The sequence below is a fragment of the Streptomyces sp. a15 genome (assembly GCF_059026085.1).
On record NZ_JBWLKM010000009.1, the window covers coordinates 114804 to 138880 of the forward strand.

Annotated in this window: 22 protein-coding genes and 1 pseudogene; 10 read left to right on the top strand and 13 right to left on the bottom strand. The window is 71.3% G+C overall.

Translation table 11 applies throughout. The annotated features are described in order from the left end of the window. Window positions 1-73: 73 nt before the first annotated feature. Both AC5P09_RS12680 and AC5P09_RS12685 read right to left on the bottom strand, forming a co-directional pair. Entirely contained in the window at window positions 74-1516 is a 1443-nt protein-coding gene (locus AC5P09_RS12680) for a cation:dicarboxylate symporter family transporter (protein ID WP_493873960.1), read from the bottom strand. A 171-nt stretch (window positions 1517-1687) separates the two neighbouring features. After that, entirely contained in the window at window positions 1688-3355 is a 1668-nt protein-coding gene (locus AC5P09_RS12685) for a peptide-N4-asparagine amidase (RefSeq protein WP_493873961.1), read from the bottom strand. A gap of 193 nt (window positions 3356-3548) precedes the next feature. Here AC5P09_RS12685 and AC5P09_RS12690 point away from each other — a divergent pair, with 193 nt between their 5' ends. From AC5P09_RS12690 to AC5P09_RS12705, 4 genes are all read left to right on the top strand, one after another. Continuing rightward, window positions 3549-5345, top strand: a complete 1797-nt coding sequence (locus AC5P09_RS12690) for an ABC transporter transmembrane domain-containing protein (RefSeq protein ID WP_493873962.1) — start codon at window positions 3549-3551, stop codon at window positions 5343-5345. Then, entirely contained in the window at window positions 5342-7123 is a 1782-nt protein-coding gene (locus AC5P09_RS12695; protein WP_493873963.1) for an ABC transporter ATP-binding protein, read from the top strand. The genes AC5P09_RS12690 and AC5P09_RS12695 overlap by 4 nt, the downstream gene beginning before the upstream one ends. 309 nt (window positions 7124-7432) lie before the next feature. Then, window positions 7433-7903 (top strand): DUF5709 domain-containing protein, encoded by a 471-nt coding sequence (locus AC5P09_RS12700; RefSeq protein WP_266444286.1) that lies wholly within the window; start codon window positions 7433-7435, stop codon window positions 7901-7903. A 63-nt stretch (window positions 7904-7966) separates the two neighbouring features. Further along, window positions 7967-8218 carry a type B 50S ribosomal protein L31 gene (locus AC5P09_RS12705; RefSeq protein ID WP_053751235.1) on the top strand — a complete coding sequence of 84 codons (252 nt, stop codon included), beginning with the start codon at window positions 7967-7969 and terminating at the stop codon, window positions 8216-8218. A gap of 260 nt (window positions 8219-8478) precedes the next feature. On the opposite strand, the gene AC5P09_RS12710 is transcribed toward AC5P09_RS12705, so the two are convergent. Then, window positions 8479-9273 carry a metal-dependent hydrolase gene (locus AC5P09_RS12710; protein WP_266444278.1) on the bottom strand — a complete coding sequence of 265 codons (795 nt, stop codon included), beginning with the start codon at window positions 9271-9273 and terminating at the stop codon, window positions 8479-8481. Between the two features lie 145 nt (window positions 9274-9418). Between AC5P09_RS12710 and AC5P09_RS12715 the strand changes: the two genes are divergently transcribed. Both AC5P09_RS12715 and AC5P09_RS12720 read left to right on the top strand, forming a co-directional pair. Beyond that, window positions 9419-11932 carry a DEAD/DEAH box helicase gene (locus AC5P09_RS12715; protein WP_493873964.1) on the top strand — a complete coding sequence of 838 codons (2514 nt, stop codon included), beginning with the start codon at window positions 9419-9421 and terminating at the stop codon, window positions 11930-11932. 19 nt (window positions 11933-11951) lie between these two features. After that, on the top strand, window positions 11952-12818 hold the full coding sequence (locus tag AC5P09_RS12720) for an acyl-CoA thioesterase (RefSeq protein ID WP_493873965.1): 867 nt from the start codon (window positions 11952-11954) through the stop codon (window positions 12816-12818). 26 nt (window positions 12819-12844) lie between these two features. On the opposite strand, the gene AC5P09_RS12725 is transcribed toward AC5P09_RS12720, so the two are convergent. Further along, window positions 12845-13837, bottom strand: coding sequence for a DUF6397 family protein (locus AC5P09_RS12725; RefSeq protein ID WP_493873966.1), 993 nt, complete (start codon window positions 13835-13837; stop codon window positions 12845-12847). A gap of 127 nt (window positions 13838-13964) precedes the next feature. Further along, window positions 13965-14378 carry a roadblock/LC7 domain-containing protein gene (locus tag AC5P09_RS12730; protein WP_307673076.1) on the bottom strand — a complete coding sequence of 138 codons (414 nt, stop codon included), beginning with the start codon at window positions 14376-14378 and terminating at the stop codon, window positions 13965-13967. 93 nt (window positions 14379-14471) lie between these two features. Here AC5P09_RS12730 and AC5P09_RS12735 point away from each other — a divergent pair, with 93 nt between their 5' ends. Then, on the top strand, window positions 14472-14900 hold the full coding sequence (locus AC5P09_RS12735; protein WP_307673077.1) for a PPOX class F420-dependent oxidoreductase: 429 nt from the start codon (window positions 14472-14474) through the stop codon (window positions 14898-14900). 30 nt (window positions 14901-14930) lie between these two features. Here AC5P09_RS12735 and AC5P09_RS12740 read toward each other — a convergent pair whose 3' ends face one another. The 5 genes from AC5P09_RS12740 to AC5P09_RS12760 all read right to left on the bottom strand — a co-directional run bounded on the left by AC5P09_RS12740 (window position 14931) and on the right by AC5P09_RS12760 (window position 19891). Then, window positions 14931-15536: a GTP-binding protein gene (locus AC5P09_RS12740; protein ID WP_266444260.1), complete on the bottom strand. Its 606-nt coding sequence runs from the start codon at window positions 15534-15536 to the stop codon at window positions 14931-14933. A 92-nt stretch (window positions 15537-15628) separates the two neighbouring features. After that, on the bottom strand, window positions 15629-16042 hold the full coding sequence (locus AC5P09_RS12745; RefSeq protein ID WP_493873967.1) for a DUF742 domain-containing protein: 414 nt from the start codon (window positions 16040-16042) through the stop codon (window positions 15629-15631). 19 nt (window positions 16043-16061) lie between these two features. Further along, window positions 16062-16535: a roadblock/LC7 domain-containing protein gene (locus AC5P09_RS12750; RefSeq protein WP_493873968.1), complete on the bottom strand. Its 474-nt coding sequence runs from the start codon at window positions 16533-16535 to the stop codon at window positions 16062-16064. Further along, window positions 16532-19054 carry a sensor histidine kinase gene (locus AC5P09_RS12755; protein ID WP_493873969.1) on the bottom strand — a complete coding sequence of 841 codons (2523 nt, stop codon included), beginning with the start codon at window positions 19052-19054 and terminating at the stop codon, window positions 16532-16534. Before AC5P09_RS12755 ends, AC5P09_RS12750 begins: the two co-directional genes overlap by 4 nt. A gap of 63 nt (window positions 19055-19117) precedes the next feature. Beyond that, the gene (locus AC5P09_RS12760; RefSeq protein ID WP_493873970.1) at window positions 19118-19891 is read right to left on the bottom strand and encodes an MHYT domain-containing protein; all 774 of its coding nucleotides are present in this window, start codon (window positions 19889-19891) and stop codon (window positions 19118-19120) included. A 152-nt stretch (window positions 19892-20043) separates the two neighbouring features. Here AC5P09_RS12760 and AC5P09_RS12765 point away from each other — a divergent pair, with 152 nt between their 5' ends. After that, window positions 20044-20643 (top strand): class I SAM-dependent methyltransferase, encoded by a 600-nt coding sequence (locus tag AC5P09_RS12765; protein ID WP_493873971.1) that lies wholly within the window; start codon window positions 20044-20046, stop codon window positions 20641-20643. 5 nt (window positions 20644-20648) lie between these two features. Here AC5P09_RS12765 and AC5P09_RS12770 read toward each other — a convergent pair. From AC5P09_RS12770 to AC5P09_RS12780, 3 genes and pseudogenes are all read right to left on the bottom strand, one after another. Next, a pseudogene (locus tag AC5P09_RS12770) lies at window positions 20649-20795 on the bottom strand (alpha/beta fold hydrolase); the annotation flags it as partial. A gap of 85 nt (window positions 20796-20880) precedes the next feature. Further along, the gene (locus AC5P09_RS12775; protein ID WP_493874038.1) at window positions 20881-22236 is read right to left on the bottom strand and encodes an FAD-dependent oxidoreductase; all 1356 of its coding nucleotides are present in this window, start codon (window positions 22234-22236) and stop codon (window positions 20881-20883) included. A gap of 248 nt (window positions 22237-22484) precedes the next feature. Beyond that, window positions 22485-22655, bottom strand: coding sequence for a hypothetical protein (locus tag AC5P09_RS12780; protein WP_493873972.1), 171 nt, complete (start codon window positions 22653-22655; stop codon window positions 22485-22487). Between AC5P09_RS12780 and AC5P09_RS12785 the strand changes: the two genes are divergently transcribed. Together AC5P09_RS12785 and AC5P09_RS12790 are read left to right on the top strand one after the other, a co-directional pair. Continuing rightward, complete coding sequence (locus AC5P09_RS12785; RefSeq protein WP_493873973.1) at window positions 22654-22950, top strand: hypothetical protein; 297 nt, start codon at window positions 22654-22656, stop codon at window positions 22948-22950. The genes AC5P09_RS12780 and AC5P09_RS12785 overlap by 2 nt on opposite strands. A gap of 136 nt (window positions 22951-23086) precedes the next feature. Further along, window positions 23087-23956 carry a hypothetical protein gene (locus AC5P09_RS12790; protein WP_493873974.1) on the top strand — a complete coding sequence of 290 codons (870 nt, stop codon included), beginning with the start codon at window positions 23087-23089 and terminating at the stop codon, window positions 23954-23956. The last annotated feature ends 121 nt before the right edge of the window (window positions 23957-24077 follow it).

Sequence of the window (24077 nt, forward strand, 5' to 3'; positions counted from 1 at the left end):
GCAGCGCGAAACGGGCCGCGGTCCCTGCTCCAACAGTAAGGAGCGGGGACCGCGGCCCGTCGGGTCGTGGTCGTCAACCGGCCTCAGGGGCCGGTTCCTTGGCCGACTGAGCCGGTACGGCCGCGAGCTTGTCGTCGGGGTCGGACCCGACCGGCGCCTCGGAGGCCCCGACACCCGGCACTTCCGTCGCGGTCGGATCGCCCGCGTCGTCGTCCGCCGTCGGCACGATCTCGCCGTCCAGGACCCTCTTCGCCTTGTCGGCGTCCAGCGCGCCCTCCCAGCGGGAGACGGCGAAGACGGCGACGCAGTTGCCGAGGAGGTTCGTCACGACGCGCATCGAGTCCATGATGCGGTCCACCCCGAGCAGCAGGGCGACGGCGCCGGCGGGGATGGCCCCCAGCGAGGAGGCGGTCGCGGACAGGGCGAGGAAGGCCGAACCGGGGATGCCCGCCATGCCCTTGCTGGTCAGCATGAGCACCAGGACCACGGTGATCTGCTGGCTCAGGCTCAGGTCGACGCCCACGGCCTGGGAGATGAACAGCGTGCCGATGGACAGGTAGAGCGAGGCGCCGTCGAGGTTGAAGGAGTAGCCCGTCGGCAGCACCAGGCCGACCGCGTCGTCGCGGGCGCCGGCCTTGCGCAGCTTCTGCATCACGCGCGGCATGACGGACTCGGTGGAGGCGGTGCCGAGGGCGAGGAGCATCTCCTCACGTATGTAGCGCAGGAACTTCCAGAGGCTGAGTCCGGTGACCATCTTCAGGGCGACGGCGAGCAGCACGATGAAGAACGCCGCGGCCGCGTAGCACAGGATGATCAGCTTGGCGTACGTCTCGATCACACCGAGCCCGTACTGGCCGATCAGGACGGCCATCGCGCCGAACACCGCGATCGGGGCGAGCCGCATGATGAAGCCGACGACCGCGAAGATGATCTCCTGGGCCTGCTCGATGGCGGGCAGGACCTGCGGCACCTTGGTGTGGCCGAGGTGGAGCAGCGCGGCGCCCACCAGGCAGGCCAGGATGAGCACCTGGAGCAGGGAGTTCTCGGCGAAGGCGCCGATGAAACTGGTGGGGATCGCGTTCACGATGAACTCGGTCGTCGAGGGCAGCGAGCCGCCGCCCGTCTTCGCGTCGACCGCCGAGGTGTTCAGCGTGGACGGGTCGACGTTCATCCCCGAGCCGGGCTGGACGACGTTGGCGGCGATGAGACCGATGATGAGGGCGAGCGTGCTCGCGACCTCGAACCAGATCAGGGCCTTGAGCCCGATCCGGCCGAACGCCTTGAGGTCGCCGGCCTTGGCGATGCCGACGACGACCACACAGAACACCAGGGGCGAGATGATCGTCTTGATCAGCCGGGTGAAACCGTCGCCGAGCGGCTGGAGATCCGTGGCCACGTCGGGCCACAGCTTTCCGACGACGATTCCGAGCACCAGCGCGCAGGCGACCTGCGCGAAGAGAGAGGTACGCAATATGCGTGCGACGCGTCGCGGCAGGGACGGGACGGACGGCGGCACGGGCACTCCTTGAGGGGACGGTGATACACAGAGGCCGGGACGGGACTTCTGCGATACGGAAAGCGGATTCCGTGTTGGATCACTCTGGAGTGGTCGTTGATCGCCGACAAGACCGCCGCGTTGCGGCCGTGTAAATCACGGTCACGTGTGACGCATCGCACACAACTCCCCTCAGCAGCCGCTGCGATCCTCGGTGAGCACCCCCTGCACGGTGCTCAGCGAACGCTCGTAGCACCCGCTCGACCCACGGATCCGATAGCGCTCGCCCGTGGTCCCGACCGCGTGCCGCTGGTCGCGCGGCACGTTCACGGTGTACGTCGCGTCGCCCGCGTACTCGTCGTCGAGCCGCGACCAGGCAGTGCGTCGCCCGCCCACCGACTCGGTGACCGCGGCACCGTCACCGAGGGTCAGCACGGTACGCAGCCGGTCGGCCGCGCCGAGCGTGGTCGTGCCGTCCATGGTGTACGTCCGCTGGGCGCGCGTGGTGCGGGCCGGTCCGCGTCCGTCGACGGTGACCGACTCGTCGTCCGTCCAGGTGGCGTGCAGCGCGTCCGTGGTCTCGCCGTCGGTCCAGCGGTGCGTGGAGGTGTTCGCGAGGGAGCGGCTGACGGTGGTCGTCACCCGGCCGTGCGAGGTGTCGACGTATCCGGCGACGGTCAGCCGGTGGTCACCCTCGGTGTCCACACGGTGTTCCGAACCCGGCGTGTACGTCGAGGAGTCGGCGAGGTCGCCGACCTTGTGCGCGGTGAGCTTCCCGGTGACGTGCGCGCTCTTCGCGTCCTGCCAGACGAGGACGTTCACTGGAGTACTCCAGCCGCTCTGCCCCTCGGGCACGCCGACGACCAAGACCTCGACGCGGTGCGGGCGGCCGTCGTTGAGAAGGCCGGCGAAGGGCGTCAGGTCGTATTCGATCGGCTTGATGTCGAAGGCGCGCGGTCCCGGAACGACGTACCAGAGAAAGGGGTTGGACCAGCCGCCGGTCCACACGGTCGGGAACGGGGCGGCGATACCCGCGAGTTGCCCGTCGACCTTGATCTGGACCTCGCGATAGGGGCCCCGGTCGGCCTGGCAGGAGTACGGGGCGCCGTCGGGAACGCTCAGGTACCAGTACTCTTCGCAGCCGCCGCCGGAGCCGGTGGCGTACACCTCGGCGACGATGCGTTCGCTGTTGCGCGGGGTGGTGAGGATGGTGCCGTTGGTGCCGTCTGAGCCGTCTGTGCCGTTGGTGCCGTCTGAGCCGTCTGTGCCTTCGGCGAGGGTCAGGATCCGGTCGGGCGTGGCGGCCTGCCTGCCCGCGTAGAACGTCAGGGTGACCTTGACGTCGATGATGCCGGTGTACGTGTCGTCGACGACGTTCCCGATGAGCATCTCGACGTCCTGGCTGCGGCGGAGTGTGTCGCTGTAGCGCGTGACGTCCTTCTCGACGGACCACTCGATGCCGTCGGGCGAGGGCTGGGGCGTGGACGTACGGAAGATCTCGACCCCGCCCACGTGGAGATAACCGAGCCGGTCGAACTGCCGCCCCTTGACCTTGCCGTCCATGCGCAGCACGACCTTGCTCCAGCCGTCGCCGCAGCCGTCCGGCGGGGTGTAGGTGCCCCTGTACGGGGTGAAGTCACGGAACTGCGCCTCGGCTACGGTGACTTGGCAGGACCTGCCGGAGGGCTTGGTGACGGGCGGGGCGGCGATGATCGGGTCGTGCCAGTCGGAGCCGAACTCGGCGGGGACGTCGGCGGACGGGGAGAGGACGTCGGCCGATTGGGCGGGTGCCGCGCCGAGGAGGGTGCTCGCCAGGAGGGTCGCTCCGGCGAGCATGGACATGATGATCCGTCTCTTCATGGCCGGTGTTCTATGCGAGTGGGGCGTCCCCCGCAATGAGGCCTCCGCTGACGCAGACCTCAGGCCGTAGCCGATTCTGTGCGTCGGAGCAGAAAACCTGTTGCCCCCGACCACGTTCCGACGCGAACCTTTCACAGTTTGTTGCCGCCGTTCGCGGTCCCCTCCACCCCCTGACACGAGCCACTGGGACGTCATGCAGATTCAAGACCTTCCGTATCCCGATCCGGGCGTGCCCGACGCGCGCTCGGGTCCCCGATTCCTGTGGTGGCTCTTCCGGAATCAGCTGGGAGGCCAGCTCAAGTCACTGGCGTGGGGACTGCTGCACTTCCTGTCCGTCTCCGCGCTGCCGTTCTGTGTCGGTATCGCCGTCCAGGCCGTCGTCGACCGCTCGGGCCGACGGCTCGCCCTCGCGGGCGGGCTGCTGGCGCTGTGCTGCGCCGGGCAGGCGATCGGCGACACCTTCCTGCACCGCACCGCCGTCACCAACTGGATCACGGCGGCGGCCCGAGTCCAGCAGTTGCTGGCCCACAAGGCCGCCCAGCTGGGCTCGGCGCTGACCCGGCGGGTCGCGGCCGGCGAGGTCGTCGCCGTCTCCACGGGGGACGTCGAGAAGATCGGCTGGTTCGTCGAGGCCTGGTCACGGTTCACCGCGGCGGCGGTCACCGTCGTGCTGGTCTGCGTCGGCCTGGTCGTCTACGACCCGGCGCTCGGCGTGGTCGTCGCCGTGGGCCTGCCGGTGCTGGCGCTGGCAGTGCTGCCGCTGCTGCCCCGGGCGACCCGGCGTGCCGACTTCCAGCGCGAGAAGGCCGGACGGGCCACCGAACTCGCCTCGGACACCGTCGCCGGTCTGCGCGTGCTGCGCGGCATCGGCGGCGAGGAACTCTTCCTCGACCGCTACCGCCGTGCCTCCCAGGAGGTCCGCCACGCGGCCGTGCGCAGCGCCCGGATGTGGGCCCTGATCTCCGCCATCCAGGTGCTGCTGCCGGGGCTGCTGATGGTCGCGGTCGTCTGGTACGGCGTCCATCTGGCCCGCCAGGGCCGCATCAGCGTCGGCGAACTGGTCACCGTCTACAGCTCGGTCATGGTCCTCGCCTATCCCTTGCGCCACTTCGAAGAGATCGCGATGGCCTACTCCTTCTCGCGCCCGTCGGCCAAACGGGCCGCGCGTGTGCTGTCCCTGGAGCGGGCGACCGACACCACCGGGTCGCGCGCCGCCGAGGTGCCCTCCGGCGACCTGTACGACCCGGCGACCGGTCTGCTCGCGCCGTCCGGCCGGTTCACCGCGGTGGTCTGCGGCGACCCGGACGCGGCGGGGCGCCTGGCGGAGCGGCTGGGCGGCCACCCCTCGGAGGAGGGCGCGTCGGTACTGCTGGGCGGTGTGCCTCTCGACGAGCTCCCGCTCGACTCCGCACGGACGGCCGTCCTCGTCCAGGACAAGGACCCGGTATTGCTGTCCGGTTCGCTGCGCGAACTGCTGAACGTCCCCGCGTCGGGTGACGTCGACGCCGCGAAGGCACTGGCCGCCGCGCAGTGCGGGGACGTCCTGACGGCCCTCGTCCAGGGGTCACTCGGCGCCGAGGACCCGATGGACGCCCGCATCACCGAACGCGGACGCTCCCTGTCCGGCGGCCAGCGCCAGCGGCTCGCCCTGGCCCGGTCGCTGCTCACCGACCCGGAGGTGCTCGTCCTGGACGAGCCGACCTCCGCGGTCGACTCGCACACCGAGGCACGGATCGCGGAGAGCGTGCACGAACTGCGAGCAGGGCGCACGACCGTGGTGTTCACCTCCTCGCCCCTGCTCCTCGACCGCGCGGACCGGGTCGCCCTGGTGCACGAGGACGAGGTCGTGGCGGTCGGCGTGCACCGCGAACTCGTCCACAAGGAACCCCGGTACCGGGCGGTCGTGACCCGCGAGACCGACGAAGAGGCCGCCCTGAACGGCGTACTCGAAGAGCTCGACGAACTCGAAGAAATCGAGGAGACAGCATGATCGGCGTGGCGCCACCGGCGTACGACCCGGCGGCCCCGACCACAGCGAACACGCTGCCCGTCGGAGCCTCCGCGACCGTACGCGCCTACGTGGCCGAACTGTTCCGCCGTCACCGCCGCGCCTTCCTGCTCCTCATCACCGTCAACACGGTCGCCGTGCTGGCCTCGATGGTCGGACCGTGGCTGCTGGGCGGCCTCGTGGAGCGGCTGTCGGAGGACGCGCGTGAACTCCATCTGGGGCTGACCGCCACGCTGTTCGTGGCTGCGCTCGTCGTCCAGGCCGTGTTCGTGCGCGAGGTGCGGCTGCGCGGCGCGATGCTCGGCGAGCGGATGCTGGCCGACCTGCGCGAGGACTTCCTCGTACGGTCGGTCGGGCTGCCGCCGGGCGTCCTGGAGCGGGCCGGGACCGGCGACCTGCTGTCCCGGATCACGACGGACATCGACCGGCTCGGCAACGCGATGCGCGAGGCCGTGCCGCAGCTGGCGATCGGTGTGGTGTGGACGGCGCTGCTGCTGGGCGGGCTGGTGATCACGGCACCGCCACTGGCGGCCGCCGTGCTGCTCGCGCTTCCGCTGCTGGTCGTCGGCTGCCGCTGGTATTTCCGGCGCGCGCCGTCCGCCTACCGTTCGGAGGCCGCCGGGTACGCCGCTGTGGCAGCCGCGCTCACCGAGACCGTGGACGCCGGGCGCACCGTCGAGGCCCACCGGCTCGCCCACCGCCGTATCGACCTGTCGGAACGCCGGATCAAGGAGTGGACCGCCTGGGAGCGCTACACGCTGTGGCTGCGGTCGGTGCTCTTCCCGGTCATCAACGTCACCCATGTGACCGTGCTCGGCTCGGTCCTGATGATCGGCGGCGTGTTCGCGCTGCAGGGCTGGATCGATGTCGGTCAGCTGACGACCGGTGCGCTGATCGCGCAGATGCTCGTCGACCCGGTGAACCTGATCCTGCGCTGGTTCGACGAGCTCCAGGTCGCCGAGGTGTCGCTGGCCCGTCTGGTCGGCGTACGGGACATCGAGCCGGACGCCGGGGACGCCACGGTGGCCCCCGACGGGCGGAACGTGCACGCGGACCGGGTGCACTTCGGCTACGTCGAGGGCGTGGACGTGCTGCGCAAGGTCTCCCTCGAGGTGGCGCCCGGCACCCGGCTGGCGCTGGTCGGTCCCTCGGGCGCGGGCAAGTCCACCCTGGGCAGGCTGCTCGCCGGTGTCTACGCGCCCCGGGACGGCCGGATCACCCTCGGCGGTGCCGAACTCTCCCGGATGCCCGCTGAGCGGGTCCGCGAGCACGTGGCCCTCGTCAACCAGGAGCACCACGTCTTCGTGGGGGCGCTGCGCGACAACCTCCTGCTCGCCCGGACCGATGCCGACGACGCCGAGCTGTGGGCGGCGCTCGGTGCGGTCGACGCCGACGGCTGGGCACGTGCGCTCGACGACGGCCTCGACACCGAGGTCGGCTCGGGCGGTCTGGCGCTCACCCCCGCCCAGGCCCAGCAGATCGCGCTGGCCCGCCTGGTGCTGGCCGACCCGCACACGCTGGTCCTGGACGAGGCGACCTCCCTTCTCGACCCGCGCGCGGCCCGCCACCTGGAGCGCTCCCTCGCCCGCGTCCTCGACGGCCGCACGGTGGTCGCCATCGCCCACCGCCTGCACACGGCCCACGACGCGGACGTCATCGCCGTCGTCGAGAACGGCCGCATCAGCGAGCTGGGCAGCCACGACGAGCTGGTCACCGCGGATGGTGCGTACGCGGCGCTGTGGCGGTCCTGGCACGGGTGAGCGGGGCTCCGCCGGGGAGCGCGGGGTGTGCCGGGGCCGGGCTGCGCAGTTGCGGCGCGGCCGGGTGGGCCAAGATGTCGTCCCCGCGCGGGCTGTGCGGGGACCGGTCGGGGGTGAGCTGCTCGCGGGCCGCCGTGTCCGTGGCGTTGCGCGGTTCCGAAAAGGGGTGGAAGGCTGGAAACCGGCACCGGCTCGGGGAGCGCCCGTGGTGCATGCGGTTGGTGACGAGCGCCGCGTGTGCCCCGTACGCCCGCCGCCGGCCGCCGACCGCGGGGAGGACGCGCCCGCCCTCGTCACCTGGAGGTACCCGTGAACAGCGCCGACGGATGGGGCGACGACGTCTACCAGCCCGACGGATCCGAGATCCAGGACGACGCGGGGCTGCTGGACGCGGAGGACACCCTGGAGAACGACGGTGTCGACGATCCCCTCGACCGGGGTTGGTCCCCTCCGGAGCGGCCCTGGGCGGTGGAGCACAGCGGCGTGACGGCCGCCGAGCGCCGGCGGGGCGAGACGCTGGACCAGCGGCTCGCCGAGGAGCTGCCCGACCCCGCCGCCCCCGAGGGCGACGGCATCGGCGACTCCGAGGGCACCGACGGGGAACTCCTGGACAACGAGGTCGGCTCGGCCCGCTCCGGCCGACTCGTGGCACCCGACGAGGGGGCGCACGAGGACGAGGAGAGCGCACTGGTCGCCACGGACGTGGGCATCGACGGTGCGGCGGCCTCCGCCGAGGAGGCCGCGATGCACATCGTCGACGAGGAGACCCTGTCCGGCTGATCCGGCTGATCCGGCCGTTCCCGCGCCCTCGGGCGCCTCACCGACGCCGTAGAAGGAGCATCCATGCAGCAGGACAAGCACCCCGACTACCACGAGGTCGTCTTCCGTGACCGCGCCGCCGGCTACGCCTTCCTGACCCGGTCCACCGCGAGCAGCGACCAGACCATCGAGTGGGACGACGGCAAGACCTACCCCGTGGTGGACGTGGAGATCTCCTCGGAGAGCCACCCCTTCTACACCGGCAAGGCACGGACGGTGGACACGGAGGGCCGCATCGCCCAGTTCGAGCGGCGCTATGGCGGCGGGGCGGGCTGAGAACGCACCGGGCTGGGCCGGCCGGTCGTGTGCGGGCGCGAGGCCGGTCGGCTGCGGTGCCGACGGGATTCGAACCCGCGGACGAGAGGGGCAGGCCCGCCCGGTCTCGTCAGTCGGCATGAGAGAGGCCTCGCTCACGCCGATCGCAATGGGCCGCTCTGCCACGGCTCCGCAACCTGCGGGAACTGCGCAGTCCCGCTCCGGCAAGGGTAGAGACAGGGCCCCGCACAGGGCGAGCCCTTTGTCCGGAGGGCCGGCGCTCAGATGAAGTTGAGTGCCGCCGCGCAGCCCACTCCCCCGAGCAGCATGAACGCCGGCATCAACACCTTCAGCTCGACCCAGCTGCCGGCCCGGAACCGCATGAACTTCGGCGGGCCGATCGGGTACCAGCGCTTGCGGCCCACCGGGATCGGCCACAGGACCGGGCAGCCGGAGACGGTCAGCGCGTCCCCGATGTCGTGCACCAGCGCGCCCAGCACGATCGGCAGCCCCAGCCACAGGTACTCCTGGCCCGGCGCCGTGAACAGCCAGTCCGAGCCGTTGCCCGGCTTGTCCAGGACGCCGGCGAGGATCCACGAGCTGGTCGCGGCCAGCAGCCAGACCAGGACATCGGCACTGGAGCCACGGGTCGCCCGCCACAGCAGGCCCTCGATGGCCAGCACCATGTGCACGAACAGGAGCGCCAGCACCGCCCAGCGCCCGCCGGTGATCGCCGCGACCGAGCCGCCCGCGCCGATCAGGACGGCCCACAGCCAGGTGTGCGTGAGCGTGCGGTGCCCGCCGGAGCGACGCGGGTCGCCCTGCTTCTTCGTGGCCTTGTAGACCGCGTAGGAGAGCTTGTCGACGATCTCGCACAGCCCGCGGGAGATCGGCCCGAAGGCCCGCGAGATGGTGGCGGCCTTGTGGTCGAGGTCCGGGGCGAGCGCCGCGCCGGCGCAGATCAGGGCTCCGACCAGGAGGACCGGCCAGGGCATGGTGTGCCCCGCCGCGGCGGCAGCCGCGCCGACGCCGAGCCAGGCCGCGGCCCCCGACAGTGAGTGTGCTGGTCCCATCATGGCCGCTGCCCGCCCCATTCATCGTGTGCCGCTGTCCAGTTGACCGGGCGCGCTGACGCTCCGTCGGCGACACAGCGTAGCGTTCGCGATCTTCCTGCCCGCAGCCGATTCCCCTATAGGGGAGAAGGGCAGGCAAGATGGGTGGGTGACCCTCATCGATCAGCTGCCGCCGACCGCCGACCCCGACGCCCTGTACGACACCTTCGAGTCGTGGGTCCAGGAGCGCGGTCTCACGCTGTACCCGCACCAGGAGGAGGCGCTGATCGAGGCGGTGTCCGGTGCCAACGTGATCGTGTCGACGCCCACCGGCTCCGGCAAGAGCATGATCGCTGCGGGTGCCCACTTCGCCGCGCTGGCCCGTGACGAGGTCACCTTCTACACGGCTCCGATCAAGGCGCTCGTCTCGGAGAAGTTCTTCGAGCTGTGCAAGATCTTCGGCACCGAGAACGTCGGCATGCTCACCGGCGACGCGTCCGTCAACGCCGACGCCCCCGTCATCTGCTGCACCGCCGAGGTGCTCGCCTCGATCGCCCTGCGCGACGGCAAGCACGCCGACGTCGGCCAGGTCGTCATGGACGAGTTCCACTTCTACGCGGAGGCGGACCGCGGCTGGGCCTGGCAGATCCCGATCCTGGAACTGCCGCAGGCGCAGTTCATCCTGATGTCGGCCACGCTCGGCGACGTCTCGATGTTCGAGAAGGACCTCACCCGTCGCACCGGCAGGCCGACGTCGGTGGTCCGCTCGGCCACCCGCCCGGTGCCGCTCTCCTACGAGTACCGGCTCACCCCGCTCACGGAGACGCTCACCGAGCTGCTGGAGACCCGGCAGGCGCCCGTCTACATCGTGCACTTCACCCAGGCGCAGGCCGTGGAGCGGGCGCAGGCGCTGATGAGCATCAACATGTGCACGCGCGAGGAGAAGGACAAGATCGCCGAGCTGATCGGCAACTTCCGCTTCACCACCAAGTTCGGCCGCAACCTCTCCCGCTACGTGCGCCACGGCATCGGCGTCCACCACGCCGGCATGCTGCCCAAGTACCGCCGGCTGGTGGAGAAGCTCGCGCAGGCCGGTCTGCTGAAGGTCATCTGCGGCACGGACACGCTGGGCGTGGGTGTCAACGTCCCCATCCGCACGGTGCTGTTCACGGCGCTGGCCAAGTACGACGGCACGCGTGTGCGCACGCTGCGCGCCCGTGAGTTCCACCAGATCGCCGGCCGCGCCGGACGCGCGGGCTTCGACACGGCGGGCTTCGTCGTCGCGCAGGCTCCCGAGCACGTGGTGGAGAACGAGAAGGCGCTCGCCAAGGCGGGCGACGACCCGAAGAAGCGCCGGAAGGTCGTCCGCAAGAAGGCGCCCGAGGGCTTCGTCGGGTGGACGGAGAGCACCTTCGAGAAGCTCATCACCTCCGACCCGGAGCCGCTGACGTCCCGTTTCCGGGTGACGCACACCATGCTCCTGTCGGTGATCGCCCGGCCAGGCAACGCCTTCGAGGCGATGCGGCACCTTCTGGAGGACAACCACGAGCCGCGCAAGCAGCAGCTCAGGCACATCCGCCGCGCCATCGCCATCTACCGCTCGCTCCTGGACGGCGGCATCGTCGAGAAGCTCGACAAGCCGGACGCCGAAGGCCGCATCGTCCGCCTCACCGTGGACCTGCAGCAGGACTTCGCGCTCAACCAGCCGCTGTCCACCTTCGCGCTTGCCGCGTTCGAGCTCCTCGACCCGGAGTCGCCGTCCTACGCCCTGGACATGGTCTCCGTCGTCGAGTCCACGCTCGACGACCCGCGGCAGATCCTCGCCGCCCAGCAGAACAAGGCGCGCGGCGAGGCCGTGGCCGCGATGAAGGCGGACGGCGTCGAGTACGAGGAGCGCATGGAGCGCCTCCAGGACGTCACATACCCGAAGCCCCTGGAGGAGTTGCTCTTCCACGCGTACGACACGTACCGCAAGAGCCATCCCTGGGTGGGCGACCATCCGCTGTCCCCGAAGTCCGTCATCCGTGACATGTACGAACGGGCGATGTCCTTCACGGAGTTGGTGTCCCACTACGAGCTGGCCCGCACCGAGGGCATCGTCCTGCGCTACCTCGCGAGCGCCTACAAGGCCCTGGACCACACCGTCCCGGACGACCTCAAGTCCGAGGACCTGCAGGACCTGATCGAGTGGCTCGGCGAGATGGTGCGCCAGGTGGACTCCAGCCTGCTGGACGAGTGGGAGCAGCTCGCCAACCCGGAGGAGATGACCGCCGAGGAGGCCCAGGAGAAGGCCGACCAGGTCAAGCCGGTCACGGCCAACGCCCGCGCCTTCCGCGTCCTCGTCCGCAACGCCATGTTCCGCCGTGTCGAACTCGCCGCCCTCGACCACGTGGAGGAGCTGGGCGAGCTGGACGCCGAGGCCGGCTGGGACGCCGATGCCTGGGGCGAGGCCATGGACAAGTACTGGGACGAGTACGACGACCTCGGTACCGGACCCGACGCCCGCGGCCCCAAGCTGCTGCTGATCGAGGAGGAGCCGCAGAACGGCCTGTGGCGCGTCCGCCAGATCTTCGACGACCCGAACGACGATCATGACTGGGGGATCAGCGCGGAGGTCGACCTCACGGCCTCCGACGCCGAGGGCCGTGCCATTGTCCGCGTCACCGACGTCGGCCAGCTGTGAGCGCAGGAGAATCCCAGCCATGACGAATCCGGCCGAGAGGCTCGTCGACCTGCTCGACCTGGAGCAGATCGAGGTCAACATCTTCCGCGGGCTCAGCCCGCAGGAGTCCCTGCAGCGGGTCTTCGGCGGCCAGGTGGCGGGCCAGGCGCTGGTCGCCGCCGGGCGCACCACCGAGGGCGACCGCCCCGTGCACTCGCTGCACGCGTACTTCCTGCGTCCGGGCCGACCGGGCGTGCCGATCGTGTACCAGGTGGAACGGGTGCGGGACGGGCGGTCGTTCACGACCCGCCGGGTCACCGCCGTGCAGCAGGGCCGCACGATCTTCAATCTCACCGCCTCCTTTCACAAGCCTGAGCAAGGGAGTTTCGAGCACCAGCTGCGGCCCGCCCGCGAGGTCCCGGAACCGGAGTCCCTGCCGACGGTCACCCAGGAGATCCGGGAACATCTGGGCACGCTGCCCGAGCAGTGGGAGCGCATGGCCCGCCGGCAGCCCTTCGACATCCGTTACGTGGACCGGCTGCGCTGGACCACTGAAGAGATCAAGGACGCCGAGCCGCGCAGCGCGGTGTGGATGCGCGCGGTCGGGCCGCTCGGCGACGACCCGCTCGTGCACACCTGCGCACTGACCTACGCGAGTGACATGACCCTCCTGGACGCCGTCCGTATCCCGGTCGAGCCCCTGTGGGGCCCGCGAGGGTTCGACATGGCGTCGCTGGACCACGCCATGTGGTTCCATCGGCCGTTCCGGGCCGACGAGTGGTTCCTGTACGACCAGGAGTCGCCGATCGCGACGGGCGGACGCGGGCTGGCCCGCGGCCGGATCTACGACGTGGAGGGGCGGCTGCTCGTGTCGGTCGTCCAGGAGGGCTTGTTCAGGGCCTTGTAGGCCGGTTCAGGGCCTTGTAGGCCGGTTCAGGGCCTTGTAGGCCGGTTCAGGGCCCTGCAGGCCGATTCAGAGCCTTGGCCGGGCCGGCCGGGCCGGGGGTTGGCACGGCGTAGCCATCCCAGCAGTTTTCGGGGTGGCCTCGGTTGCGGCTCCTCGGGCACCGGTGAGTGGCGGTGCGCCGCCCCGGGGACCGGTTTCGTCGCGGGGATCGATGGTGGCGCGGGGCGCGATTTGGTCGCGGGGCGCGGCGCGGGCCGGTGTTCCCGTGCCTCCTCCAGGGCTCGGGCCAGGTCCGCCCTCAGCCAGCCGATCTCGTCCGGGTCGTCCGCCGTCATGATCCTCTCGGCGAGGTGCGCGGCGGGCGAGCCCGGTGCGCCATGGGCGGGTGGCCCCGGCCTGAAGCGGTTCAGATGGGAGCGCTCGTAGGGGTCGGGGACGATTTCCGCGATCTGGAGGGGGTCCAGGAAGGCGGCCACGGCCCCGGCCTGCTCCCACGGGTCGTCGGCCTGCCGGAGCAGGAATCCCAGGTGACGTCCGCGCCAATTGCGAGCGCGCAGATCCAAACCGGCGTCCAGCTGGTCGCGCAGCCCCTCGGGCATACGCGCCGTCAGCAGCCGGGTGTTCTTCTCGTCGGCCGCGAACTGCCGCAGTTCCTCAGCCAGGTACTGCCAGACCACGGCTCGGTAACGGTTCAGGTAGAAAGTGACCGGCACTACCAGACCCAGGCGTGCCAGGCGCGTGAACCTGCCCGGGGGAACCTCCATGGCGGCCGCGCCCTCCGTGGTGCCCACGGCCTTCACGCGCTCCCGCAGCGACTCGGGAAAGCCTTCGTGCGCACAGAGCCGGTCGATCTCGGAGCGGGGGACGCGACGACCCCCGCCCCCTTCGTCGGGCACGGTCTGGATGTGTCCGAGGTGGACGGCGAGGTCGAACTCGCCTCGCCTGAGCCCCAGTTCCCGTGCGGCGCGGCTCGGCGCGCAGGACAGGCGGTGCGGTGTGCTGACGGTGTCGACGGACATGGTCGCTTTCCCCCGTGGAGTTGGTCGCTCACGCTGTGTGCGTTCGCCGTGACAAAAACCGTAGCCGGTCCGGCGGACATCGTGGCGAGCCTGTGGATAACTACACGGCGGATGACGAATGGGTAGGTTAGAGCTCTGCTGCCGGGCTCTGCTCGGGTTGGCGGGCGTCCACGCCGAGGTGCTCGCCGACACGGTTGACGAGCAGTGTCATCTCGTAGGCGATCTGGCCGATGTCGGCCTCCGCACCGCTGAGCACGCACAGGCAACTGCCGGTGCCCGCCGCCGTGACGAACAGTACGGCGTCGTCGAACTCGACCATCGTCTGGCGCACCCGGCCCGCGCCGAAGTGCCGTCCCGAGCCCTTGGCCAGACTGTGCAGTCCGGACGAGACGGCGGCCAGGTGCTCCGCGTCCTCGCGGCGAAGTCCCGTGCTCGCTCCGGTCACCAGCCCGTCGTTGGACAGGACCAAGGCGTGCCGCACATGTTCGACACGCTCGGTCAAGTCGTCCAGCAGCCAGCCAAGTCCCTGGTTCTGCACCATGTTTCCCGTCTCCCCGTGTGACGTCTCCCCCTCGCTGGAGGATTCCCTGCCACCCTTCCCCACCGCCGTCCCGCGGGCAAGGAGGATAGGGGCATGGCACAGAAGATGACCGAAGCGCAATGGCGGGAGTTCGTCTCGTACGGCACCCGTACCGCAAAGCTGTCGACCGTGCGGGCCGACGGGAGCCCGCACCTGACACCGATCTGGTTCCTGCTCGACGGGGACGAACTCGTGTTCAACACCGGAAAGACCAGCGTGAAGGGTCGTAATCTGGCCCGGGACGGCCGGGTCGCCCTGTGCGTGGACGACGACCGCCCGCCCTTCGACTTCGTGGTGATACAGGGCCACGCCCGGCTCTCGGAGGACCTCGACGAGGTCCGCCACTGGGCCGCTCGCATCGGGGCGCGGTACATGGGCGAGGAGCGGGCCGAGGAGTTCGGCGCCCGCAACGGCGTCCCGGGCGAACTGCTCGTCCGTGTATCGATCGACAAGGTCCTGGCGCAGAAGGCCGTCGCCCACTGAGATCGGCTGCCGGCGCCGACCGTGTCGGCGTCAGCTCACCGAGTCGAGCAGCCGGGCGGTGTGCATCCGCCCGGCGTACTCGACCAGCCGGATCAGCACCTCCTTTCCCGAGTCGCGGTCACGGGCGTCGCAGAGCACCACAGGTGTCCCCTGGTCGAGGTCGAGGGCGCGTGAGACGTCCTGTGCGCCGTAGGTCCGGGCACCCGAGAAGCAGTTGACGGCCACCACGAACGGGATGTGCCGGTGCTCGAAGTAGTCCACCGCGGGGAAGCAGTCCTCCAGTCGGCGGGTGTCGGCGAGCACCACGGCACCGAGAGCGCCCTGCGACAGTTCGTCCCACAGGAACCAGAAGCGGTCCTGGCCCGGCGTACCGAACAGGTAGAGCGACAGACCGGAGCGGATGGTGATGCGGCCGAAGTCCATGGCGACCGTCGTGGTGACCTTCTGGTCCACGCCGTCGGTGTCGTCGACCAACTGACCGGCCTCACTGAGCAGTTCCTCGGTGCGCAGTGGCCGGATCTCACTGACCGCGCCCACCAGGGTGGTCTTGCCCACGCCGAATCCGCCGGCGACCAGTATCTTCAACGCCAGCGCGGCTGTCTCGCCGTCCTGGACGTCGGAGTCATCGGAGACCATCGATCACTTCTCTCGGGAGGGCCGGCAAACGGGCGGCGGCAACAGGTGGGTCATGGTGACAACTTCGGTTTCTTTCCGAGGGCGACTTTCATCTACAGCGCTCGCAGTCCCTCGATCACCTCGCGCAGAATCCGTTCGTCGGGCAGTTGGGCGGGCGGCACCGGACGGCTGACGGTGACACAGCCGAGTTCCAGCAGGTCGCCGAGGAGCACCCTGACCACGCCCACGGGCAGGTCGGCACCCGCGGCGAGTTCCGCGACCGACTGTGTCTCCGGGCGGCACAGGTCGATCAGGACCCGGTGTTCCGGCCCCAGCGCGGTGTCGTCGTCGATGCCGGGCGCACTCGCGTCCAGCGTGACGAGGGCGATCAGGTCGAAGCGCACCCCGGTGGGGCCGGGTTTGGTGCGTCCGCCCGTCATCGCGTAGGGGCGGACGAGTGGACCGGCCTCGCCGTCGTACCACTGGCTACCCTGCTCCCGCGGGGCGCCCGTCATGTCCTCGGTCATGTGCGTGGGCCTTCTCGCCTCATCCGGCGGCGGGGGGCCGCGCGCCGACGCGGGTAGGCGTGTACAGGTGCTCGCCGACCCGCTTGACCAGTCGTGCCATCTCGTAGCCGACCAGGCCGATGTCGGCGGTCACGGCGGTGAGGACGGCAAGACAGGAGCCGTCACCCGCGGCGGCCACGAACAGGAAGCCGTCGTCCATCTCCACCATGGTCTGACGCACACCTCCGGCACCGAAGTGCCGGCCCGCGCCCTTGGCCAGGCTGTGGAAGCCCGAGGCGACGGCCGCGAGGTGTTCGGCGTCCTCGCGTCGCAGGTCGGTCGAGGCGCCCACGGCGAGTCCGTCGTTGGACAGCACCACGGCGTGCCGAACCTCGCTCACGCGCACCACCAGGTCGTCCAGCAGCCAGTCGAGTTCGCCGGACCTCCCCCACTCTCGGCTTCGCTCGAGCGGGGGGACCCCCATGGCGGCTCTCATGCTCGGGTCCTGGATCATTCGGGGTCTCCTTCGCTGCTGTCGCTGTCCGCCGGGTAGTCCGGGGCGGCACCGCGGCCGGGCTGCCTGCCGCCGCCGCGGGCCCAGCCGTCGCGGTACGCCGTCATGCGGTCGCGTACGAGTTCGGGGGTGCGTTGGTCGTCGCTCGGGGCGGCGGAGGCCTGGGCCGGCTCCTCGGAGCGCCGCTCGCGCAGTTGGGGGGCGAGGTTCGCCTGCCGTACCCGGCGTGGGAGGTCTTCGGAGTCCTCGGCAGAGTCGTCCGGGGGACGGTGCAGACGCAAGGCGGTGACTCCGGGTGGGGTGTCCGTCGTGGCCCGTGCCGCGGCCGGTGCCGGTGCCACCAGTGCGGGGCGGTCGGCCGGTGCCGGGACGGACTCCTGGTGCTGTGCGGTGGCGGCCACGCGCGCGTACTCGCGTTCCGCGGGCCGCTGCGCGTCCTCCACCCGACGAGGGGAACGTTCCGCCGCGCCGGCGTGAAGCAAGGACGTGGGCAGCAGGACGACCGCGGTGGTGCCGCCGTAGGGCGAGGTACGCAGGTGCACCTTGATGCCGTGACGGGCGGCGAGCCTGCTGACCACGAAGAGGCCGAGCCGGTCGCTGTCGAACAGGTCGAGTGTCTCGGACTGTTCGATGCGTCGGTTGGCCTCGGCGAGGGTCTCCTTGCCCATGCCCAGACCCCGGTCCTCGACCTCGACGGCGTAGCCGTTGCCGACGGGCTCGCCGGTGATGCGCACGCGCGTGTGGGGCGGCGAGAACTGGGCGGCGTTCTCGATGATCTCGGCCAGCAGATGGGTGAGGTCGGCGACGGCCGCGCCGACGACCGACGCGTCGGGGAGCTGACGTACCTCAACGCGCGCGTAGTCCTCGACTTCGGAGACTGCCGCGCGGACCACGTTCGTCAGGGAGACCGGCATGCGCCAGGCGCGGCCGGGGGCGGCCCCGGAGAGGATGATCAGGCTCTCGGCGTGGCGTCGCATGCGCGTGGTGAGGTGGTCGAGCCGGAAGAGGTCGCTGAGTTCGTTCGGGTCGTCGGACCGGCGTTCCATGCTGTCGAGGAGGCTCAGCTGGCGGTGGACGAGGACCTGACTGCGGCGGGCGAGGTTGACGAAGACGCCGGAGATGCCGCTGGCGAGTTCGGCGCGCTCCACGGCGGCCCGCAGTGCGGCGCGGTGCACGGTGGCCAGGGCCTCGGCGACCTGACCGGTCTCGTCCTCCGCGGGCGGTCCCGGCGGGGCCTCGGCCTGGACGTCGATCTCCTCGCCGGCGCGCAGTTTCCGCATGGCTTCGGGGAGTTTGCGGCGGGCGATCTCCAGGGCGCCGTTGCGCAGGCTCACCAACTCGACGACGAGGCCGCGTCCGATGCGTACGGAGATGACGAGGGAGGCGGCGACGGCGACGAGGCCTAGGAGCACCGCGGCACCTGCGGGGGTGAGCAGGCCGCGGGTGAACGGGTCGGCCCGGTCGGCGACACCGCGTCCAGCGTCCTCCTCGATCGTCCGCATGCCGTTCTGCACGCGCGCGTGCGCCCCGGTCCACTTGGCTTCGGGAGCCGCCTCGATCGCGCGGGAGCCCGCGCCGACGGCGAGGATCTTGTCCTCGGTGGCACCCACCGTGGCGTAGTCACTGCCTTCGGCGAGCTTGTGCCAGGCGGCGCGTTCGGAGCCGCGCAGGTCGGCGACCGCGGACTCGGTGAGGGCGCGGCGGGTGTCGACGGCGCCGGTGAACAGCCGCAGTCGCTCGCCCGAGAGGCCGCCGGCGAGGCGCGCGGCGGCGAGGACGACGTCCTCCTGGGCCAGCGCTTCGCCCGCACGGGAGAATTCGAGCAGCACGCGCGCGTCGGAGCCGAGTTCGGCGTCCTGGATGCCGGTGAGGGCTCCGCCCACCGCGAAGGCGCTCCCGATGGCCTTCGTATAGCGGCCGTAGGTCTCGTCCCAGCCCGCGCTGTGGTCGAGTACGGCCGTGCGCAGTGAGCGCAGTTGTTCGGCGCCGGTGACGAACGCTTCGAGCCGCTGGGACACTCCGGCCGGCAACTCCTCGCTGTCCGCGATGGTGTTGGCGTCTCCGAGGCGCAGTTCGGCCACCGCCTTGTCCGTGCGTTCCGCGAGCGTCTTCAGATCGTCGCTCCACCCGGCCGACGGATCGGTCGCATGGCGGACGGCGGCTGCCCGTTCGGTCTGCAGCGCGGCCACGGCCGCGGCGACGGGGGTCCGGATCCCGGCGTCCACGCGCTGCAACTGCCGCAGGCGGGCAACGTCCTGGGCGGTGGTGACGGTGGCGTACGCCCACAGGGCGAGCAGGGAGACGACCGGCACCATGAGCAGGCAGACGATCTTGGCGCGTACTGTCCGCGGACGTATCAGCCAGCGTCCCGCGCGCGCGGGTGCGTCGTCCGGTATCGCGCTCACAGAGTCGTCCGGGCTTTCGTCGGCCGGCGGTCCGGCGTGTGCGCGGCGGCCGCGCACGGTGGGCTGGGGCGGCGACTCGGCGCCGGTTGTGGGGGTCCTACGCGGTGTACGCATGGCCTCCTCGCTCGGGAGTGGTTCGGGGCGTGCCGTCCGGGCAGTGCGGGGTACGGGGCGCCGCTAGTGGGCCGCGCTCTCGATCGGCCGCTGGGCCGAGGCGGATGCCTGACGCTCCCCCGTCGTCGGCGACAGCGCGACAAAGGCCGAGGTCAGGAAGAGATAGGACCCGAGACCGACGGCGAGGGGGAAGATGAACTGCATCGCCGTGGCCCCGGGCAGGGCCGCCCCGGAGGGCGCGACGCGCACGCCCACCGCGAACATCCCGGTGTAGTGCATGCTGCTCACGGCCGCCCCCATGATGAGGGAGGCGATGGTGACAGCCACGGGTGACTTGATGTTGAGGGCCGCCCACAGGGCCGCTGTCGCCGCGACGACGGCGATCAGGACGGAGAGTCCGATGAGCGCCGGGTCGTAGGTGACGTCGCCGTGCAGCCGTACCGCAGCCATGCCCAGGTAGTGCATGCTCGCGACACCGAGCCCGGTGGTGAGTCCGCCGAGGAAGAGTGCGCGGGTGCGGTCTCGGCTGTAGCCGACGGCGAAGACGCCGGCGCAGACGACGATCATGGCGACCAGGAGGCTCGCGATCGTGAGCGGCACGTCGTAGCGGATGTCGGTGCCGCTGACGCTGAAGCCGAGCATGGCCACGAAGTGCATGGTCCAGATGCCGGTGCCGATCGCGGAGGCCGCGGTCAGGAGCCAGTTGCGGCGCGAGCGTCCGGTGGCGCCGAGCGCGCGGACGGTGCAGCGCAGCCCGAGTGCGGCGCCTATGCAGGCCATCACGTACGACAGCACGGGGGTCAGCCACCCCAGGGCGGCGTGGTCCAGGTGTCCCATGGCTCCGGGACGCTAGTCCGGGCAGGGGCGTACAAAGGGGGCGCAGTTCGAAAACTGTTGGAATATGGCGCAGCGGTGCATCTGAACGATCGCGGCACGCTCGAACGTGCGCGCCGCGGCGTCATCCGTGTCGGTGAGGGATTATGCGGAACATGAGCGACGACCACACACACGTCCAGGAGTTCTTCGCCGCCCGCGCCGCCGACTGGGACAGCCGGTTCCCCGACGACGGTCCCGCCTATGCCGCCGCGGTCGCGGACCTCGGACTGCGCGAGGGCGATCGTGTGCTCGACGCGGGCTGCGGCACGGGACGGGCCCTGACGCCGCTGCGTGCGGCCGTGGGGCCCGCCGGGGTGGTCGTCGGGATCGATCTGACCCCGGACATGCTCCAGGCCGCCGTACGGGCCGGACGGGACCGGGACGGGCGGTTGCTGCTGGCCGACGTGACCGCGCTGCCGCTGCGGTCGCGGTCGCTGGACGCGGTGTTCGGAGCGGGCCTCATCTCGCATCTGCCCCATCCGGCCGAGAACCTGCGGGAGTTGGCGCGCGCGGTGCGCCCCGGCGGCACGCTGGCCCTGTTCCACCCGATCGGCAGGGCTGCGCTCGCGGCGCGCCAGGGCCGGCAGATGACTCCGGACGATCTGCGCGCGGAGCCGAACCTCCGGCCGCTGCTGGCCGGTTCCGGGTGGCGCATGACGTCGTACGTCGACCGGGACGACCGGTTCCTGGCCCTGGCCGTCCGCGAGGGCTGACGCCGTCAGTCCAGTCCGGCGACCGCGGCCACGAAGGCGTCGGGGTTGTCGACCATGACGTTGTGACCGGTCCCGGGCACGGTCACGACGCGCACGCCCGCAGCCTCGAGATCCGTCCTCCCGTCGAGTACGCCGCTGAGCTCGCCCTGCAGCTACACGCATCGGCCTCGTCCAGTGCCGCCGCCAGGGCGTCGGCGTGGTCCTCCTGCGCAGGAGGCCGTCGGCGGCCGGCCTTGCTCAGCCCCCCGGTTCCTCCGGTGTCGCCGGCGGCTCGATGGGCGTCGGCCCGGGCGGGCTGAAGAGGACGGCCCGGGCCACGGGTGGAGCGAACAGGGCGGTGACGGGCGCGGAGAGGGTCAGCACGGAGCGGAAGGCGCGCCCCACGACCGGGTCACCGGGGGACCGCTCCATGACCCGGCGCAGGTACCAGTCCGCGACGCGGTCCGCGGGCCCGTCGGCGACCGCGGTGCCGACCGCGCCCGGCATCTTGCGGTCCGCCCCGGCCGAGATGTCCCATGCCTGCCGGGACGCCGCGAGGAGCACCTGCTGCACGCGTCGCGTGGTGGGCGTCCGGCGCCGGTCGGCCAGCGCGCCGCGCAGGGCGACCGCGGTCATCGCGGCGATGGCCATGCCCTGCCCGTAGATCGGGTTGAAGGTGCACAGGGCGTCGCCGGTGGCGAGGAATCCGGCCGGGCGGCGGCCGGGCAGGTCGTAGCGGCGGCGGATGTTCGCGGTCCGCCGGTAGCCGAACGCCGGTGAGAGCGGTTCGGCGTCCTCGAGCCACCGGTCCAGGAGTGGATGCTGCAGCCGCTTGGTGTACGTCTCGAACTCGTCGTCGTCCGTGGGCGGTTCGTCGCCACGCAGTCCCGAGACGATGACGAGATGGCTGCCGTCCTCCAGCGGCAGCGCACCGCCGCCGTGGACCTGATCAGGGCCGGGGTAGACGTAGTAGCCGAGGGTCTCGCCGTCGAGGACGCCCTTCCTGCCGCGGTAGACGCGGGAGGCGTAGGCGAGCCCGGTGTCGATGGTCTCCTCGTACGGAGTCTCGGCACCGATCGCAGCGAGCCACTGCGGCGCCTTGGTGCCGCTGCCAGAGGCGTCGACGACCAGATCGGCCTCCAGGGCCCGGTGCTCCGCGCCGGCGCCGCCCGAGCGGTCCCGCAGCAGCACGCCCCGCACCCGCGAGGCATCACCGAGAAGCCCGACGGCATCGGTCCCCTCCGCCACGCTAATCACCGGGTTGGCGAGAACCCGCCCCCGCACCAGTTCCTCGAGCTGCGCGCGGGAACCGGTGTAGATGTGCGTCGTCGCGGTCAGGCGGCGGAACCAGCGGCCGTTCTGCCACATCACCATGTCCGACGGCATGCCCACCCGCGGCGCCCCCGCCGCTCGCAGCTCCGCCAGGAAGCCCGGCAGCAGCGACTCCAGAGCCACCTGCCCGCCCTGCAGCAGGACATGCGGATGCCGGCCCTGCGGTACGCCGGGCCGTGACCCGGTGCCGTCCGGGAACCGGTCGCGCTCGACGACGGTCACCCGGTCGGCGTATCCGGCCAGGACGTGCGCCGTGAGGAGCCCCGCGAGACTCCCGCCCACGACGACCGCATGCCGCCCGCTCCGACCACCGCCGTCACCCCAACGGCCCGTTCCTACGGCAGACTTCACCGATCCACTCCCCTGGTCGCCAACGTCGTGAGAAGACACAAGTATCCCGCCCGGCAAGGCGGGTTGACCGCGTTCCGGCCCTTCTGCACAGATGGATGTCGCCTTCGATTCGACCCTGGTCCGCCCTCACCTCGCCGACCGCTGACGCTCCGCCTGACTGCAGAAAAGGCGCCCGGTCCTCACCGCCGCGGCGTGGCGTCCTGCTCCGGGGCCAACGTCCGGATCTGTGCGAGCCGCTCGAAGCGCTTCACCGCGCCGTCCCCCTTCTGCCGCCGAAGCTCCAACTCTACGTTGAGTAGCGGAGGATGAACGATCAGCCATGGCAACCACAGGGGGAAGGTGGTCAGCATGTTCGGCAGAGTCCGCAAGTCCTGGGCCGGGTTCGTCAAAGCGTTGCGCGACGAGACCGAGACCGGTCGGGACACACACTCGCACAACCTGTTCGAGGCAGCCGCCGCATACGTGTCGGCCTGCGCGGAGGACGACCAGGATCGGATCGACGATGCCGCCGGCTGGGTCTCGCCCGAGGCCCTGTCGTTCGGGGTGAACGAGCTGGCCTGCCGGGCCGTCATCGCGCTCGCCCGGGAGCGCGACGAGTCGCCTCGGACCGTGGCACGGGCGCTGCTGGGGCTTCCGGCGGCCTGACGCGCGCCGACACCGGGTGGTCGATTCGCCCCATCCGGTCCAAGAACTGCAGCTCCGGTGCGCCGGGGAGTCGTGACAAGCGCCTTCCGGGCGCACTAGGGTGCGCGCCGTTGGACGAACAGATGGGGAGACTGGGATGGCCGGGACGGACGAGGACGCCGTCGCCGCCGAGGACGACGCGCTCTATGTGCTGACGGCGGTGCTGCTGACGCCGGCGAAGTTCCCGAGCGTGCTGGGCGACGACTATCCGCAGGCCTGCGCGGCGCTCGGCCTCGCGCCGCTGGCCGACGGGTACGGCCTGGTGCTCGGCCAGGACGGCGAGGGTGCCCGGTGGACGGTCGTCATCGACGACGTGTCGCTGGTCGCCGTCGCCATCGCCTCCTGGGACTGCGGCATGGAGTACGACCTGTCGCCCGACGAACGCACCGTCGTCGCCGGCCTTCCCGGCTGGCCCCTCGCGGTCGCCGTCGCGGCTCCCGGCGTGCCCGCGCCGCACGATCCCGACCCCGAGGTCGCCGACCGTCCCCCGCTGGCGCCGCCGGACACCACCACCTGGGGGCCGGCCCAGCGGCGACTGGGCGCCGACGAGATCGCGCTCCAGTGGGCGATCTGGCGCGAGCAGATCGACGACGCGGCCTTCGCACGTTCGGCCGACGGGGCTTCCGGAACTGCGGCCGACGACGGGTCACCCGAGGCCACGGGGGGCGCGGAGGAAGCCGAGAAGGACGGACGCAAAGGGCACGGCGGCATCCGACGCGTCATGGCGGAGGCCCGCGCCTACGTGGACACGCCCCCGCCCCTCGGCCGCGTGCGGTCGTCCTTCGCCCCCGGGGACGCGAGGACCCTGCGCGCCGACGGTCCCGGCTGGTCGCTCGTGGCCAGAACCGACGACATCGCGTTCGTCCTGCTCGACGACGAGCCCGGCGAGGTGCTTCCGGTGGGCCGGGGCCCGGAGCTGCCGGGTCTACTTGAGGCACTCGACAAGATGGCCGTACGCCCCATCTGAGCCCGGCCGGACGGCGACGTGCTATCGGCGCCGGTCTCCTGGCTGACACGGGCACGTCCGCCCGCGGACCCTGCCGGTCGGCAGGCCCGCGAGCGGCTATACGGTGGGCTCCCGCGCACCG

Coding starts and splice junctions, on each gene's coding strand:
- AC5P09_RS12735 (WP_307673077.1), top strand. CDS start 14,472: ATGGCACAGAAGATGACCGAAGCGCAATGGCGGGAGTTCGTCTCGTAC.
- AC5P09_RS12755 (WP_493873969.1), bottom strand. CDS start 19,054: ATGCGTACACCGCGTAGGACCCCCACAACCGGCGCCGAGTCGCCGCCC.
- AC5P09_RS12695 (WP_493873963.1), top strand. CDS start 5,342: ATGATCGGCGTGGCGCCACCGGCGTACGACCCGGCGGCCCCGACCACA.
- AC5P09_RS12710 (WP_266444278.1), bottom strand. CDS start 9,273: ATGATGGGACCAGCACACTCACTGTCGGGGGCCGCGGCCTGGCTCGGC.
- AC5P09_RS12760 (WP_493873970.1), bottom strand. CDS start 19,891: ATGGGACACCTGGACCACGCCGCCCTGGGGTGGCTGACCCCCGTGCTG.
- AC5P09_RS12780 (WP_493873972.1), bottom strand. CDS start 22,655: ATGCTGACCACCTTCCCCCTGTGGTTGCCATGGCTGATCGTTCATCCT.
- AC5P09_RS12790 (WP_493873974.1), top strand. CDS start 23,087: ATGGCCGGGACGGACGAGGACGCCGTCGCCGCCGAGGACGACGCGCTC.
- AC5P09_RS12705 (WP_053751235.1), top strand. CDS start 7,967: ATGCAGCAGGACAAGCACCCCGACTACCACGAGGTCGTCTTCCGTGAC.
- AC5P09_RS12750 (WP_493873968.1), bottom strand. CDS start 16,535: ATGATCCAGGACCCGAGCATGAGAGCCGCCATGGGGGTCCCCCCGCTC.
- AC5P09_RS12745 (WP_493873967.1), bottom strand. CDS start 16,042: ATGACCGAGGACATGACGGGCGCCCCGCGGGAGCAGGGTAGCCAGTGG.
- AC5P09_RS12685 (WP_493873961.1), bottom strand. CDS start 3,355: ATGAAGAGACGGATCATCATGTCCATGCTCGCCGGAGCGACCCTCCTG.
- AC5P09_RS12740 (WP_266444260.1), bottom strand. CDS start 15,536: ATGGTCTCCGATGACTCCGACGTCCAGGACGGCGAGACAGCCGCGCTG.
- AC5P09_RS12725 (WP_493873966.1), bottom strand. CDS start 13,837: ATGTCCGTCGACACCGTCAGCACACCGCACCGCCTGTCCTGCGCGCCG.
- AC5P09_RS12720 (WP_493873965.1), top strand. CDS start 11,952: ATGACGAATCCGGCCGAGAGGCTCGTCGACCTGCTCGACCTGGAGCAG.
- AC5P09_RS12730 (WP_307673076.1), bottom strand. CDS start 14,378: ATGGTGCAGAACCAGGGACTTGGCTGGCTGCTGGACGACTTGACCGAG.
- AC5P09_RS12785 (WP_493873973.1), top strand. CDS start 22,654: ATGTTCGGCAGAGTCCGCAAGTCCTGGGCCGGGTTCGTCAAAGCGTTG.
- AC5P09_RS12765 (WP_493873971.1), top strand. CDS start 20,044: ATGAGCGACGACCACACACACGTCCAGGAGTTCTTCGCCGCCCGCGCC.
- AC5P09_RS12690 (WP_493873962.1), top strand. CDS start 3,549: ATGCAGATTCAAGACCTTCCGTATCCCGATCCGGGCGTGCCCGACGCG.